This window comes from Microtetraspora fusca (genome assembly GCF_001570365.1).
Lineage (GTDB): Bacteria > Actinomycetota > Actinomycetes > Streptosporangiales > Streptosporangiaceae > Microtetraspora > Microtetraspora fusca.
In genome coordinates this window covers 108,964-123,419 of record NZ_BBYK01000057.1, presented here as the reverse complement: position 1 = coordinate 123,419, position 14,456 = coordinate 108,964, and the positions used below count along the sequence as shown (strand labels likewise).

At 72.5% G+C, this 14,456-nt stretch carries 13 protein-coding genes; 11 read left to right on the top strand and 2 right to left on the bottom strand.

Going from position 1 to position 14,456, the window contains the following annotated elements; genetic code table 11:
- Nucleotides 1-47: 47 nt before the first annotated feature.
- The 5 genes from AWQ68_RS26285 (at nt 48) to AWQ68_RS26265 (ending at nt 3,264) form a co-directional block, all read left to right on the top strand.
- Nucleotides 48-521, top strand: coding sequence for a MarR family winged helix-turn-helix transcriptional regulator (locus AWQ68_RS26285; protein ID WP_218007038.1), 474 nt, complete (start codon nt 48-50; stop codon nt 519-521).
- A gap of 28 nt (nt 522-549) precedes the next feature.
- Complete coding sequence (locus tag AWQ68_RS26280; RefSeq protein ID WP_066944725.1) at nt 550-1,071, top strand: signal peptidase II; 522 nt, start codon at nt 550-552, stop codon at nt 1,069-1,071.
- Nucleotides 1,072-1,129: 58 nt separating this feature from the next.
- Nucleotides 1,130-1,975: a phosphotransferase gene (locus AWQ68_RS26275; RefSeq protein ID WP_066944724.1), complete on the top strand. Its 846-nt coding sequence runs from the start codon at nt 1,130-1,132 to the stop codon at nt 1,973-1,975.
- A gap of 106 nt (nt 1,976-2,081) precedes the next feature.
- Nucleotides 2,082-2,681 (top strand): dihydrofolate reductase family protein, encoded by a 600-nt coding sequence (locus AWQ68_RS26270; protein ID WP_066944722.1) that lies wholly within the window; start codon nt 2,082-2,084, stop codon nt 2,679-2,681.
- A 70-nt stretch (nt 2,682-2,751) separates the two neighbouring features.
- Nucleotides 2,752-3,264 (top strand): isochorismatase family protein, encoded by a 513-nt coding sequence (locus AWQ68_RS26265; RefSeq protein WP_066944802.1) that lies wholly within the window; start codon nt 2,752-2,754, stop codon nt 3,262-3,264.
- A 133-nt stretch (nt 3,265-3,397) separates the two neighbouring features.
- On the opposite strand, the gene AWQ68_RS26260 is transcribed toward AWQ68_RS26265, so the two are convergent.
- Nucleotides 3,398-3,979 (bottom strand): TetR/AcrR family transcriptional regulator, encoded by a 582-nt coding sequence (locus AWQ68_RS26260; protein ID WP_066944720.1) that lies wholly within the window; start codon nt 3,977-3,979, stop codon nt 3,398-3,400.
- A gap of 147 nt (nt 3,980-4,126) precedes the next feature.
- Here AWQ68_RS26260 and AWQ68_RS26255 point away from each other — a divergent pair, with 147 nt between their 5' ends.
- From AWQ68_RS26255 to AWQ68_RS26230, 6 genes are all read left to right on the top strand, one after another.
- Entirely contained in the window at nt 4,127-5,053 is a 927-nt protein-coding gene (locus AWQ68_RS26255) for an NADP-dependent oxidoreductase (RefSeq protein WP_084464414.1), read from the top strand.
- Nucleotides 5,019-5,204: a hypothetical protein gene (locus AWQ68_RS42745; protein WP_157545727.1), complete on the top strand. Its 186-nt coding sequence runs from the start codon at nt 5,019-5,021 to the stop codon at nt 5,202-5,204. The genes AWQ68_RS26255 and AWQ68_RS42745 overlap by 35 nt, the downstream gene beginning before the upstream one ends.
- Before the next feature lie 512 nt (nt 5,205-5,716).
- Entirely contained in the window at nt 5,717-6,541 is an 825-nt protein-coding gene (locus AWQ68_RS26245; protein ID WP_245656094.1) for an SAM-dependent methyltransferase, read from the top strand.
- A 139-nt stretch (nt 6,542-6,680) separates the two neighbouring features.
- Nucleotides 6,681-9,617, top strand: coding sequence for a helix-turn-helix transcriptional regulator (locus tag AWQ68_RS26240; RefSeq protein ID WP_066944716.1), 2,937 nt, complete (start codon nt 6,681-6,683; stop codon nt 9,615-9,617).
- A gap of 110 nt (nt 9,618-9,727) precedes the next feature.
- On the top strand, nt 9,728-10,861 hold the full coding sequence (locus AWQ68_RS26235) for an alpha/beta hydrolase (RefSeq protein WP_066944714.1): 1,134 nt from the start codon (nt 9,728-9,730) through the stop codon (nt 10,859-10,861).
- A gap of 1 nt (nt 10,862) precedes the next feature.
- Complete coding sequence (locus AWQ68_RS26230; protein ID WP_066944712.1) at nt 10,863-13,235, top strand: FAD-dependent oxidoreductase; 2,373 nt, start codon at nt 10,863-10,865, stop codon at nt 13,233-13,235.
- Here the strand turns inward: AWQ68_RS26230 and AWQ68_RS26225 are convergent.
- A complete protein-coding gene (locus tag AWQ68_RS26225) occupies nt 13,211-14,434 on the bottom strand; it encodes a DNA polymerase domain-containing protein (protein WP_066944710.1) in 1,224 nt (407 codons plus the stop codon). The genes AWQ68_RS26230 and AWQ68_RS26225 overlap by 25 nt on opposite strands.
- Nucleotides 14,435-14,456: the final 22 nt, after the last annotated feature.

The following is a 14,456-nucleotide window of genomic DNA, read 5'->3' as shown; positions in this document are numbered from 1 at the left end:
AATTCCTTGGTGAGTACCAATAGTTGGCAGTGCCCTATAGTGGGCCCGTGAGCGACGTTCCGCAACTCCCCCCGTCCCTGCTGGACATCACCGCCTTCCTGTTGTCGAAGGTCGGCGTCGCGGGCCGCCGCCGCATGGGCGACCGCCTCAAGGCGTACGGCATCGGACTGTGGGACCTGGCGGTGCTCGCCGCGCTGCGCGACTTCGGGCCCGCCTCGCAGGGCGATCTCGGGGTCCGGCTGGGGATCGACCCGAGCGACCTGGTGGCGGTGATGGACACGCTGGCTCCGCGCGGCCTGGTCGAGCGCAGCCGCGACCCCCGGGACCGGCGGCGCTACTTGGTCACCATCACCCCGGAGGGCGTCGCCCTGCTCGACGAGGCGTTGGACGTGGCGGCCGGGGTGCGCGACGACGTGCTGGCGGCGCTGGACGAGCGGGAGCGGGCGCTGCTGCACGACCTGCTCCGCAAGGCGTTCGCCGGCATCGAGCCGCGCGCCCGCGCGACCCGACCAGGGCTATGATGCGCGAGATCATTAGTTGCGAGGTGACATGGTGGCCGGACGTTCGCAGGCGAAGGGACAGCCGCGGCTGTACGTGTGGATGATCGTGCTGGCCGCCGTGGTTCTTCTCGCGGACCAGATCTCGAAGCTCTGGGCGGTTTCCACCCTCTCCGGGGGAGAACGCATCACGGTGCTCCCGCGGCTGCTCGAGTTCCGCCTGCTGTACAACCCCGGTGCGGCGTTCTCCTTCGCGACGGACGCGACGCCGGTGTTCGCCGTGGCCGCCGCCGTCGCGGTAGCCGCCATCCTGTACGCGGCGCGACGGCTGCGCTCGGCCGCCTGGGCCTGCGTGCTGGGCGCGCTACTGGGCGGCGCCACGACCCACCTGCTCGATCGCCTCCTGCGCTCTCCCGGATTCGGCCGAGGGCATGTCGTCGACTTCATCGACTACGGCGGCCTCTTCGTCGGCAACGTCGCCGATATCGCGCTCACCGCGGGCTGTGTTCTGCTCGCACTGCTCACCCTGCGTGGGATCCCCCTCGGGGCAGAACCGGTCGACGAGCGTCCCTGAGCCGCGCGCCCGGTCCTCTGCCGATCAAAGCCACGCTGTCTCACTTTCGGCGGGGGAAATGAACTCCTTGACGTACGTCGAATCATCCGAGCCCCATCCCGAGATCCCGCTCCTCGGCGGTGACGTCACCGAAGGTGTCGTGCGCGTGGGCGACACGGTGCGCCGTCAGGTCGGCCCCAATGCCCCGCTCGTCCACGCGCTGCTGCGCTATTTGGAGGAGATCGGGTTCGCGGGCGCTCCGCAGCTCCTCGGCATCGACGCGGCCGGGCGTGAGGTGCTGACCTTCGTTCCCGGCGAGGTCGCCGGACGGCCGAGGCCCGCGTGGATCGCCGATGAAGAGCGGCTGGCCTCCGTCGGGCGCCTCGTGCGCGACTACGACGACGCCGTCGCGGGCTTCGTCATACCGGAAGGCGTTCGGCCCGACGAGGTCACGGAGCAGCCCGGCATGCCGCCCGCGCCGCCCTATCCGGCCGAAGTGGTCGGGCACATGGACTACACGCCGGACAACATCGTCTTCCGGGACGGCAGGGCGGCCGCGCTGATCGATTTCGACGTCGCCAAGCCGGTGGCCCGGGTGGACGAGGTGTACAACGCGATGCTGTACTGGGCGCCGCTGTGCGACCCGGCCGACGCCGACCCGCTGCTGCGGGAGGTGGACGTGCCTCGTCGCTGCCGGATCCTCGCCGACGCTTACGGGATGTCGGATGTCGACCGTTCGCGCCTCGTCGAGGTGGCCGTGCTGCGAACGCGACGGTCGTGGTTCTCGATGAAGCAGATCGCCGAGGAGCGGGGCGGCGGCTGGGCCAGGATGTGGGACAAGGGCGTCGGCGACCGGATCAAGCGGCGTGAGGCATGGCTGGAACGCAATGCCGCGGCCATCGACGGGGCGCTGAACGCGCCGTAGCCCGGACGGGACCTTTCGGTGCTGGACGCGACAACCTCGCCGACGCCGTCGGCGCTTCTCAGCGCACCACCAGGGCAGCGCAGACCGAGGAAAAGAGAGCACAGTCATGACCAACCTGACCGGACGCAGGGTGACCGCGAACATCTGCCTCACCCTCGACGGGCGCTACAACGGCCCCGGCGGGCCCGGCGATCTGGGCGCGATCGTGCCGTACGCGACCACCGAAGTCGCGCGAGATCACCTCACCCGCATCTGGGAGAGCGCGACGACGGCGCTGCTCGGCCGGATCAACGCCGAGGGGTTCCTGCAGTTCTGGCCGGCGGTCGCCGAAGACGAGAACGCCGATCCGCGTGATCGCGGATACGCGAAGTGGCTGGTCGACACGGAAAAGGTGGTCCTCTCGACCACCTTGACCGAGGCGCCGTGGGAACGCACCCGCCTGGTGAACGGCCCCGCCGCGGAGGTCGTCACCCACCTCAAGAGCACCGGCGAGGGCGACATCCTCGTCAACAGCAGCGCCGGCGTCATCAAGGCGCTCCTTTCGGCGGACCTGCTCGACCGGCTGTATCTCATGATCTGCCCCGAGATCGCCGGGGGTGGGCAGCGACTGTTCGACGACGGCCTACCGGCGTCGAAGTGGACGCTCGCCCGCCAGGAGACCGGCGAACTGGGCGAGATCGCCATGGTCTACGACCGCGCACGCTAATGGTGTCCCATGTGTGCGCCGCGATCACGGGTCGCGGCTGCCGATGGGACACGCGGCTACCATGCCGATCATGAACAAGCTGGATCCCCACCGCACCGCGCTGCTCCTTGTCGATCTGATGACGCGCATCGTCGAGCAGCCCACGGCGCCACATTCCGGACCTGCCGTGGTCGCCCGCTCCCTCGCCTTGGCCGACGCGGTGCGAAAGGCGGGCGGTCTCGTCGTTTCCGTGCGGGCCGAGCGGCCGGGCGTCGCGGAGCAGCCACCGGGCAGCGAGCTGGTGGAAGGGGTGTCCGGCGACCTGGAGATCGTGAAGCACACCTGGGGCGCGTTCCACAACACCGGGCTGGAGGAGGCGCTGCGTAAGCGCGGCATCGACACCCTGATCATCACCGGGATCGCCACCAACTTCGGCGTCGAGCAGACCGCGCGTTTCGCCGACGGGTTCGGCTTCACGGTGATCGTGCCCGAGGACGCGGCCACCGCACTCGACGCGCACGCCCATGAGTTCGCCTTCGACTACATCTTCCCGCGTATCGCCACTGTCTGTACGACCGCCGAGGTCATGGCAGCGCTGGACTGAGATCCGTACAGACTCGCGGTTGATCTGAGGCACGGCCTTGATGGCCCATTGATGGCCCGGCGATCGATCGGGCCGGCTCAGTTCGTGATCGTCCACCTCGGCCGCCGACTCCGCCGACCCGCCCTGGTAGGGCTCACCGGTGCAGGTCGGGCTGAGGGCCTGGCGGGGCGGCGAGAGCGTGCACGCCTGCGCGAAGGCGTTCGGTGTCCATGTGTTGATGCACGCGAAGGTAGTCCATGACGTCGGCGCGGAGTGCGGTGAAGACGACGTAAGCCAGGTAAGGGGCGTCGACGGCGGGCCGTGCGGCATGGATCCGGTGGGTGAGTTCGTCGATCCAGAACTGGCTGGCGGGATTGGCGTAGTAGGCGTACGGCCCGTAATGCTCCAATGCGCGGATGAGTGTGCGGTTCTCCACGACGAAGTCGAACAGGGCATCGAGGTAGGCGTGGAGCCGTGCGCCGGCATCACCCCCGGGTCCGAGTGGGGGTTCTCCGGATCGCACGCGGTTTTGCAGGGCGGCGACGCGCGGCGCGATGAGCGCGTCGACCAGTCCCAGCAGGTCGCCGAAGCGGCGCATGACCGTGGCCTTGCCGACGCCGGCGGCCTCGGCGATGCGGGCCAGGCTGACATGGTCGAGGTCCTCGCGCTGGAAGAGCGCTTCCGCTGCGGCCAGTACGGCGACGCGGTTGCGGGCGGCATCGGCGCGTTCGGTCACAGCAACGCCTCCTTACATAAGTGGACCAGTGGACCGTATTTTACCGGACCACAGGACCGGTTCGCGTCCTTCCTGGCTTCGCTCGCCCATGTCCGCGTTGGGTGACGCGGCCTGGTCGGGATGGACGCCACCTGGGGAAGAGGAGCTATGAAACGGATCTGTCGGGCTGTGATGTTCTCCGAGTACGGCGAGGCCGAGGTCTTGCGTGTGGCCGAGTGCGAGGTGCCCGAGCCGGGCCCGGGGCAGGTTCGGGTCGCAGTCCGCGCCGCCGGTGTCAACCCGATCGACTGGAAGATCCGCAGCGGCGTCATGGCCGCGGTGATGCCGGTACGGTTTCCGGCCGTTCCCGGTGTCGACGTGGCCGGCGTCGTCGAGTCCGTCGGGCCCGACGTGACCGATGTCGCCGTCGGAGACGAGGTCTTCGGCAAGGCGGTCTCCGGAAGTTACGCCGAACTGGCGCTGGCGAACTGCGACTCCATCGCCGCGAAACCCGCGGCGGTGTCCTGGGAGGTCGCAGCCGCCCTGCCGGTGGCCGGCACCACGGCCTATCACGCTTTCGCCCAGCTCCGCTTGGCGCAGGGCGAGACGATCGTGATCGACGGCGCGGCCGGCGGCGTGGGAACTGTCGCGACCCAGGTCGCCCGGCATCGCGGACTCACGGTGATCGGCACGGCCGGCCCACCCAACCACGACTACCTGCGCTCTCTCGGCGCCATCCCGGTGAGCTACGGCGACGGCCTGGCCGACCGGGTCCGGGCTGTGGTCGCGGGCGGTGTGGACGCCGCCGTCGACGCCTCGGGGCGCGGTTCCCTCTCCGCCTTGGTGGAGTTGACCGGAAACCCCGATCGCGTCATCACTCTCGCCGACGCGTCGGCACAGTCACTGGGCGTGCGCTTCGCCTACGGCGAGCCCGACGACATGCGCGGCATCCTGGCCGAAGCGATGGCGCTGGTGGCGGCAGGCACGATCAGGATCCCCATCGCCCACGCCTATCCCTTGACCGACGCCGCCGCCGCCCACCGCGACAGCCAGGCAGGGCATGTCCGCGGCAAACTCGTCCTGGCGCCGATCTGACGGCTGCGGCCGGGTCAAATCCGGGAGGGGCGTCCCGCCGCTGACGCCGATCGTCGGTGTCAGCGGCGCCGCCCAACTGGAGGAGGCCCTGGCCGGCGCCGCACTGGTGCTCCCCAGGGAACTGCGCGCGCGGCTGGACGCGGCCGCCTGAGCGCATCCGCCGGGGCGAGGGCGACCTGACGGGGGCGCGTTCGGGTTTCCGGCGCGTTCGGGTTTCCGGCGCGTTCGGGTTTCCGGCGCGTTCGGGTTTCCGGCCGCAGGCGCGAGAGGCGCGCGGCGCGGCGGATCCCCATTTGTCACGGAATTCGGATCGTCCGATATGTGGGATCCGGGACGCATTCCGGGCGGCCGAGTAATTCGGATTTCCACTGAATCGGGGTCACCCAGGATCGCAGGACCGCCCTCCCCCCGGACGGCGGGAGGTGACGGTGTCCCCGCTCGGCAGCGCGGCCCGGATCGAGCGGATCGGCGGGATGACGTGCGGGGAACTCCCCCGCCAGGAGCCCTCAGGAGGCGGGAACGAAGGGGACGCGCGAAGTTTCCGCCAGGTAGCGCACCCTACATACGACGACATTTATAGGGAAGATCTCATCTGGCACGAGGACTGACCGGACGTTACGATCACCCGTGAAATCACCGGACCGGTGAACGAAAGGTGGTCACGTGACCGAGCGGAACGCCTCCCTGCCGGAATTCACCGCGAAGACCGCCAATCTCGCTCGCATGTACGACTATTTCCTGGGCGGAAAGGACAACTTCGCGGTGGACCGCGAGGCGGCCGAGGCGATCATCAAGCTCATCCCCGAGGCGCCGGCGCTCGCGCGGGCCAACCGCGCCTTCCTGCGCCGGGCGGTCCACTTCCTGGCGGCCGACGGGATCGACCAGTTCATCGATCTCGGCAGCGGCCTGCCCACCGGCGGCAACGTCCACGAGGTGGCCGGGGAGATCAGGCCGGACGCCCGGGTCGCCTACGTCGACAACGATCCCGTGGTCGCCGCGCACGCGCGCGCCCTGCTGGAGGGCCGGGGCTCCACCGTGTTCGTCCACGCCGACGTGCGGCGGCCGGAGGCGATCCTCTCCTCCCCCGAGCTGACCCGGGTGATCGACCTGGACCGGCCGGTCGCGGTGCTGCTGGTGTCGATCCTGCACTTCCTCCAGGACGCCGACGACCCGTTCGCTGTGGTGCGCGCGTTCCGCGAGCGGATGGCGCCGGGCAGCTACCTGGTCCTCACCCACGGCAGCGGCGGGCGGGAACCCGAGGCGGAGGAGCACGTGCGCGAGATCTACCGGGGATCGTCGGTGGCCGGGGCCGTCGACCGCAGCCCGGCCGAGATCATGGCGTTCTTCGACGACTTCGAGCTGGTGGAGCCGGGTCTGGTCGAGTGCTCCCGCTGGAGGCCCGAACCGCACGATCGGGCGGACGGCGCCGGGCTGCCCGGATATATCCTCGCCGGCATGGGCCGCAAACCGAGGGTCGTGGCCGGCTGATCCCGGGACCGGAATGGAATTTTGTGCGTTTCCGGGAAATATGTACCGCTCCCGGCACGCAAGATCTGTAAAGTGCCTACCAAACTGATGTCCGCGTGAACCGGGTAGTGACGCGGAATGCGTCGCTGCTGAGGTGGGCATGGAGGGTCGTACGGCGGGGCGGGCCGTACCGGGCGCGCCGGCGCCCCTGATCGGGCGGCAGGACGCGCTCGCCGCGATGCGGGACGCCCTCGGCGCGAGCGAGCGGCACGGCTTCCGCTTCCTCACCCTGGCGGGCGACCCGGGCGCGGGCAAGACCCGCCTGCTCGGCGAACTCGCGGCGATGGCCGCGGGCCTCGGCCGCGTCACCATGTGGGGCAGGGCCGCCGAGTTCGAGCAGATGATGCCGTTCAGCCCGCTGGTCGACGCGCTCGACGACCATCTGGAGACCCGGCGCCAGGAAGTCGCGGACGCGCTCGGCCCGGCGACGGCCCGGCTGCTGTCGAGCGTGTTCCCCGCGCTCACCCTCCGCCACCCGGCGGACCCGGTGACCGACCAGGCCGCGGACCACGGAAACGACCTCGTCCCCGGAGAGCACGGCGGGCCGTCCCCCGAGCGCGGCCTGGCCCGCTACCGGCTCTACCGGGCGGTGCGAAGCATGCTGGACACGCTGTCCGGGCCGAGCGGGCTCGTCCTGATCCTCGACGACGTCCACTGGGCGGACGAGAGTTCGCTGGAGTTCCTCGACCACCTCACCCGGCACCCGCCCGCCGGGCCGGTGCTGCTCGCGGTCGCCTTCCGCCCCGCCCAGGCCCCGCCCCGGCTGGCCGCGCTGCCGCTCGCCGCGGCGGCGCGGGCGCACGAGGTCGCCGTCGGCCCGCTCACCTCTGAGGAGGCCGAGGAGCTCCTCGGCCCCCGCGTCGGCAAGGGGCGCGGCCGGGCGCTGTACGAGGCGAGCGGCGGCAACCCCTTCTACCTGGAGGCGCTGGCCCGGATGGAGGAGGGCGGTCTCGGCACGCCGGGCGGGTTGCCGCCCACCGTGCTCGCCGCGCTCCAGGTCGAGCTGGCCGAGTTGTCGCCCGGCGCCCTGCTGGTGGCGCAGGGCGCGGCCGTGGCGGCCGACGAGTTCGACCCCGGCATCGCCGCCGTCGCGGCCGAGGTCGCGACGGCGGACGCGCTCGACGCCCTGGACGAGCTGGCGCGACGCGACATCGTGCGCGCGTACGGGGGCCGGTTCCGCTTCCGGCACCCCCTCGTCCGCCAGGTCGTCTACGAGTCGGCGGCGGCCGGGTGGCGGGTGGCCGCGCACACGCGGATCGCCGCCCGCCTCGCCGCGCTCGGCGCGCCCGCCGTCGCCCAGGCCGGCCATCTGGAACGCTCCGGCTCCTTCGGAGACCCGCGCGCCGTCCAGGTGCTGGTGGACGCGGCCCGCTCGGTCGCCGCGCACGCGCCCGCCACCTCCGCACACTGGCTGCAGGCCGCGGTACGGCTGATGCCCGACGACCCGGGCGGCCGCGACTCGCGGATGGAGCTGCTGCTGGAGCTCAGCCGGGCCCAGGGCGTCAGCGGGAGGCTGGCCGAGGGCCGGGACACCGGGCGCGAGCTGCTGCGGATGCTGCCGCTGGACGACTACGAGCGGCGGGGCAGGGCGGCGCGGCTGTGCGCGCTGATGGAGCGCCAGCTCGACCGCCCGCATGAGGCCCGCGCGCTCCTGCTGGACGAGCTGGGCCGGATGCCGAACCCGCGGGCCGCCGCCGCGGTGCCGCTGCGGATGCGACTGGTGGCCGAGAGCCTCATGCGGGTGGACTTCGACGCGGCCCAGGCCGTGCTGGACCTGATGCCGGACGCCGCGGAGGGCTGGGAGCCGGGGCTCGCGGTCGCGGTGGCGGCGCTGCGGCCCATGCCCGCGTACGCGGCGGGGCGGACGGCCGACGCGGTGCGGTACGCCGACGCGGCGGGCCGGCTGATGGCGGCGGCGCCGGACGACCACCTGGCCGAGTGGCTGGACGCCCTCTCGTGGCTGTGCTGGGCCGAGATGAACATGGGCCGGCACGCCGAGGCGCTGCGGCACTTCGACCGAGCGGCGGCGGTGGCCGCGGCGACCGGGCAGAGCTACATCCTGACGAACCTGCTGGCCGGGAAGGCGCGGACCCTGGTCATGACGGGGCGGCTGGCCGAGGCGCTGGCGACGGCGGAGGAGTCGGAGGAGGAGGCCCGGCTGCTCGACTCCGGGCAGCAACTCGTCTTCGCGCTGACGCAGCGCTGCCTGGCCGCGTCGTGGAGCGGCGACGACGAGGCGGCGATCCTGGCCGGCGAGGAGGCGGTACGACGCGGCGTGGGCGGCGGCGAGGTCTGGGGGGCGATGGCCCGGCACGCGCGCGGCCAGGCCCTGATCAACTCGGGCCGCCTGGAGGAGGGCGCGCAGGCTGTGCTGGAGGCGTGCGACGGGTTCGCCGCGCCCCGCCTGGACCGCGGCACGCTGATGATGAGCTGCGAGACGCTGGCCCAGGCCGCCGCCGACCTGGGCCGCCCGGACCGCGCGGCCGCCTGGGCCGAGCGTGCCGCGGCGATGGACGATCCCCGCCTGCCCGCCTTCGCGGGGCTCGTCCTCCTCGCCCGCGCGCACGCGCTGCGATCGCGCAAACCCGCCCGCGCCGCCGAGACGGCCGGAGAGGCGGCCGCCCTGCTGGCGGGGGCGGGACGGCGGCTGGACACGGGGCGGGCGCGGCTCGCGGCCGGGCTGGCGCATCTGGACGCCGGGGATCGCGGCCGGGCGCGGGCGGAGCTGAAGGACGCGGCGGCCGACTTCGACGCGTGCGGCGCGCGCACGCTCAAGGCGCGGACCGACCGTGAGCTGCGCCGCCTGGGCGTGCGGACGGCGTCCGCGCCCGTGGCGCGGGCGGACACGCCGTTCGGGCTGTCCCCGAGGGAGCTGGAGGTGGCCCTGCTGGTCGCCGAGGGGCTCACCAACCAGCAGGTCGCGCAGCGGCTGTTCCTCAGCGTGCGGACCGTCGAGACGCACCTTTCCCGGATCTTCGCCAAGCTCGACGTCTCGTCCCGGGTCGGCGTGGCGACCGCCCTCAGCCGCGCGATCTGAGGCCGCGCCGGCTGATACGGGAGATACGGGCGCGACAAGTACGGGTTTTCCACGATGTGGCGGTACGGGTGGGCTTGGGAGCATAAATGCCGTCAAGGAGGGGGAACGAGATGGGCCGCAACATCCCGCGATTCACGCTGGACGGTGTGTCCGGCGCGAAGGTGTCGGTCCACCCGTTCACGACCGAGGACGATCTCGGGCTCACGCTGACCCGGTTCCTCGACCCGTCGCCGGGCTCCTCCGAGGGCGACGTCGTGCTGCTGGTTCACGGGCTCACGTCGTCCTCCGACATGTTCATCATGCCGGAGCACCGGAACCTGGTCCGGTTCCTGCACGGCAACGGGTTCGGGGACGTCTGGGCGCTCGACTTCCGTATGAGCAACCGGTTCCCGTACAACGTCGAGACGCGCAGGCACACGCTGGACGACATCGCGCACTTCGACCACCCGGGCGCGCTGCGTGAGCTCCGCCGCCACGTTGGGGCGCGGCGGATCCACGTGATCGCGCACTGCCTGGGGTCGGTGTCGTTCCACATGAGCCTTTTCGGGGGCGCGCTTGACACCGATGACACGGGCGGCGTGGCCAGCCTGGTGGCGAACAGCGTGGGGCCGATCCCCCGGGTCCACCCGTGGGCGCGGCTCAAGCTCCGGTTCGGCCCGCCCATCCTGGAGCACCTGATCGGCCTGACCTGCCTGGATCCGCGGTTCGCGGACGCGCCGCGGCTGTCGCGGCGCCGCCTCCTGGCCGGGGCCGTGTCGCTGGCGCATCCGGAGTGCCGGCAGCCGGCCTGCCACATGCAGAGCTTCATGTGGGGCAACGGCCGGCCCGCGATGTACCGGCACGGCAACCTGCGGCCGGAGACGCACGTCCACGAGCGGCTGGCCGACCTGAACGGCGCGGCCGGGCTGCACTACTACCGGCACGTGGCCGCGATGGTGGCGGCGGGGCGCGCCGTGCGGCTCGACCCGTCCGACCCCCGCCACGCCGGGCTGCCCGAGGACTACCTCGCGCACCACCTGGCGAACCCGGACCGGGCCGCCACGCCGATCCTCTACGTCACGGGCGACCACAACGACGTGTTCACCGATTCCGCCATCGTGGCCCACCGCGTCCTGGAGCGGGCGCTGCCCGGGCGGCACGAGCTGGAGATCATCCCCGGTTACGGGCACATCGACACCATGATCGGGAAGAACGCGCACTTCGACGTGTTCCCCAAGATCGTCGACTTCCTGAAGCGGCACTGACGTGGAATCCGGCACGGCGCACGGCGCCGAGCACGTGGACGCCGTCGTCGTCGGCTCCGGATTCGGCGGGGCGGTGGCGGCCTACCGGCTCGCCGAGGCCGGGCTGTCGGTGGTCGTGCTCGAACGCGGGCGCGCGTACGCGCCGGGGTCGTTCCCGCGCAGCCCGGCCCAGATGGGCCGCGCGTTCTGGGACCCCGCCGAGAACCTGTACGGCATGTTCGACGTGTGGAGCTTCCGCGACTGCGACTCGGTGGTGGCCAGCGGCCTCGGCGGCGGCTCGCTGATCTACGCGAACGTGCTGCTGCGCAAGGACGAGAACACCTTCGTCCACGAGGAGGCGCTGCCGGGCGGCGGGTACGAGTGCTGGCCGGTGACCCGGGCCGACCTCGACCCGCACTACGACGCGGTGGAGCGGATGATCGGCGTCACGCCGTACCCGTTCGACCGGCCGGCGTACTCGGGCACGCTGAAGACGGGCGCGATGCGGGACGCGGCGGCCGAGCTCGGCCTCGACTGGCGGCTGCCGCCGCTGGCGATCAGCTTCGCCCCCTCCCCCGGCGCCGAGCCGGGCCTCGGCCTGCCCGTCGTCGACCCCGAGTACGGCAGCATGCACGGCGTGCTGCGCCGTACCTGCCGGCTGTGCGGCGAGTGCGACATCGGCTGCAACGACGGGGCGAAGAACAGCCTCGACCACACCTATCTCGCCGCCGCCCGGCACCACGGCGCCGACCTGCGCACGCTGCACGAGGTCAAGGCGTTCCGGCCGCGGCTCGACTGCGGGCACGGCCACGGGTACGCCGTGGACTACGTGCGGCACGACCCGGCCGACCCGGAGCGCAGGACGCGCGGCACGATCACGTGCGACCGTCTCGTGCTGGCCGCCGGCACGCTCGGCACGTCGTACCTGCTGCTGAAGAACCGGGCGCACTTCCCGGGGATCAGCGGGACGCTCGGCACCCGGTTCTCCGGCAACGGCGACATCCTGTCCTTCCTGCTGCGGGCGCGGGACCGCAGCCGCACGCTGCCGGTCAGCGCCAGCCACGGCCCGGTCATCACCAGCGCCGTCCGGCTGCCGGACGGCGAGGGCGGCCGGGGCGCCTACATCGAGGAGGGCGGCTACCCGGGGTTCGTCGACTGGCTGGTCGAGGGCGCCGACGTGCGCGGAGAGCTCGGCCGGGTCGCCCGGTTCGTCCTGGACCGGCTGCGGGCGCTGGTCGGGCACGACACGAACATGTCGGCTGAGATCGCCGCGCTGCTCGGGCCGGGCGACCTGTCCGGCAGCTCGCTTCCGCTGCTCGGCATGGGCCGGGACGTCCCCGACGGTCTGCTCCGCCTCCGGAACGGGCGGCTCGACGTCGTGTGGACGGCCGAGACGAGCGAGGAGTACGCCGACCGGGTGCGGGCGACGATGCGGCGGATCGGCCACGTGCTCGGGGCGGAGTACGCCGACAGCCCGGCCCGGCACCGGGACCGGACCATCACGGTCCACCCGCTCGGCGGGGCGCCCATGGGCCGCCACCCGGGCGAGGGGGTGTGCGACGCGTACGGGGAGGTGTTCGGCTTCCCCGGCCTGTACGTCGCGGACGGCGCGGCGATGCCGGGCCCGGTGGGGGCGAACCCGTCGCTGACCATCGCGGCCCTGGCGGACCGCATGTGCGCGCGCCTGCTGGAGGCCGGGCCACCGGTCTTCGCCGCAGGCGTGGTGGGGGGAGACACGGCGTGCGACCGCACGGAGGGCCCGGCCGTTCTGGGCGGCCCGGGTGCTTCGGGCGGTCGCACGTCGCTGTCGTTCGTGGAGGAGATGCGCGGGTTCCTCGCCCCGGGGCTGACCGACCCGCGGAAGCTGGACGGCATGCCCGAGGGGGGCCGGTTCGCCTTCCGGCTGACGATCACGGCCGACGACGTGGCCCGCTTCCTGGCCGAGGCGGAACATCCCGCGCGGGCCGAGGGCTGGATCGACGCCGCGATGTGCGGGGGCCGGCGTCCGATCGAGCGGGGCTGGTTCAACCTCTTCGCGCCGGGCGACCGCACGGACGCCAGGGAGATGCGCTACCGGTTGCAGTTCACCGACGACGCGGGCCGCCCCCGCACCCTCGTGGGCTGGAAGGACGTGCGGCCGGGGCCGCCGACCCGGGTGTGGCCGGACACCACGACGCTGCTCGTCCGGCTTCTCGACGGCCGGGTGGCCGAGGGCGCGGACGACGCCGCGCCGGTGCTCGCGGCGGGCACGCTGCACGTGCTGCCGTCCGACCTGGCCCGGATGCTGACGACGTTCCGTACGGAGGGGCCGGACGGCGCGGGGGCGCTGGCGCGGTTCGGCCGGTTCTTCCTCGGCGAACTGTGGGAGGTCTACCGGCCGCGCCACGGGTCGTAGTCCACCTCGAGCGGCTCCTGGGGCGGCCGCTCCGCCTCGGGGACGTGCTGGAGGTTGACCCGGATCCGGGTCCAGGTCGAACTGCGGCCCCGCATGGAGTCGACCAGCACGTCGGCCGGGCGCAGCAGCCGGGCGACGTCCGGGTGGCGCGCCTTCCACCGCTCGAACCCGGCCCTGGCCTCGTCCTCGGTCTCGGCCCGGGCGATCTCGATCAGCGGCTTGACGGAACGGCGCCGACCTCCACTTTCACCGGTTTTCTCCGCTTTTTCGGATTTATCGGCTTTTGCGGCTTTCGGTGCTTTCGGACGGGGGCCCTGCTTCTCGGCGAGGTCGAGCAGCGCGTCCAGCGTTCCGGCGGTCCCGTCCATCGGCGCCCACGGGTCGCCGTTCTCGGCCAGCCGTCCCGGCACGGTGCCGATCGTGAACGCGTCCGGGCGGCACCGCTCCACCTCGCCCCAGGCGAGCGGCGTGGAGACGCGGCCGGTCGGCCGCACCGAGTACGCCGAGGCGACGGTCCGGTCCCTGGCGTTCTGGTTGTAGTCCACGAAGACGCCCTCGCGCTCCTCCTTCCACCAGTGGCTGGTGGCGATCTCGGGGGCGCGCCGCTCGACCTCGCGGGCGACCGCCTCGGCCGCCCGGCGCACCTCGCGGAACGTCCACCGGGCCTCGATCCGCGCGTAGATGTGGAAGCCGCGCGACCCGGACGTCTTGGGCCACGCGGTCAGGCCGTGCTCCTCCAGCACGTCCCGGGCGTGCAGGGCGACCCGGACGATCTGCTCCCATCCGACGCCGGGCACCGGGTCGAGGTCGATCCGCAGCTCGTCGGGGTGCTCCAGGTCCGCGGCGCGTACGGGATGGGGGTTGAGGTCGACGCAGCCGAGGTTCACCGTCCACAGCAGGTGCGCGAGGTCGCGGACGACGACCTCGTCCGCCGTGCGCCCGGAGGGGTAGGCGAACCGGGCCACCTCGACCCACCCGGGCCGCTTCGCCGGGGCGCGCTTCTGAAAGAAGGGCGCGTCCTCGACGCTGTCGACGTAGCGCTTGAGAATGACCGGGCGGTCCGCGACACCGCGCAGGGCGCCCTCGGCCACCGCCTGGTAGTAGGCGATCAGGTCGCCCTTCGTGTGTCCCGTACGCGGGAAGACCACGCGGTCCGGGTTGGTGATCTCAACTTCCCTGCCGTCGAGTTCGAGCACCATGCGGCCACCATACGCCGGAGCC

Coding starts and splice junctions, on each gene's coding strand:
- AWQ68_RS26280 (WP_066944725.1), top strand. CDS start 550: ATGGTGGCCGGACGTTCGCAGGCGAAGGGACAGCCGCGGCTGTACGTG.
- AWQ68_RS26275 (WP_066944724.1), top strand. CDS start 1,130: ATGAACTCCTTGACGTACGTCGAATCATCCGAGCCCCATCCCGAGATC.
- AWQ68_RS26270 (WP_066944722.1), top strand. CDS start 2,082: ATGACCAACCTGACCGGACGCAGGGTGACCGCGAACATCTGCCTCACC.
- AWQ68_RS26265 (WP_066944802.1), top strand. CDS start 2,752: ATGAACAAGCTGGATCCCCACCGCACCGCGCTGCTCCTTGTCGATCTG.
- AWQ68_RS26255 (WP_084464414.1), top strand. CDS start 4,127: ATGAAACGGATCTGTCGGGCTGTGATGTTCTCCGAGTACGGCGAGGCC.
- AWQ68_RS42745 (WP_157545727.1), top strand. CDS start 5,019: ATGTCCGCGGCAAACTCGTCCTGGCGCCGATCTGACGGCTGCGGCCGG.
- AWQ68_RS26240 (WP_066944716.1), top strand. CDS start 6,681: ATGGAGGGTCGTACGGCGGGGCGGGCCGTACCGGGCGCGCCGGCGCCC.
- AWQ68_RS26235 (WP_066944714.1), top strand. CDS start 9,728: ATGGGCCGCAACATCCCGCGATTCACGCTGGACGGTGTGTCCGGCGCG.
- AWQ68_RS26225 (WP_066944710.1), bottom strand. CDS start 14,434: ATGGTGCTCGAACTCGACGGCAGGGAAGTTGAGATCACCAACCCGGAC.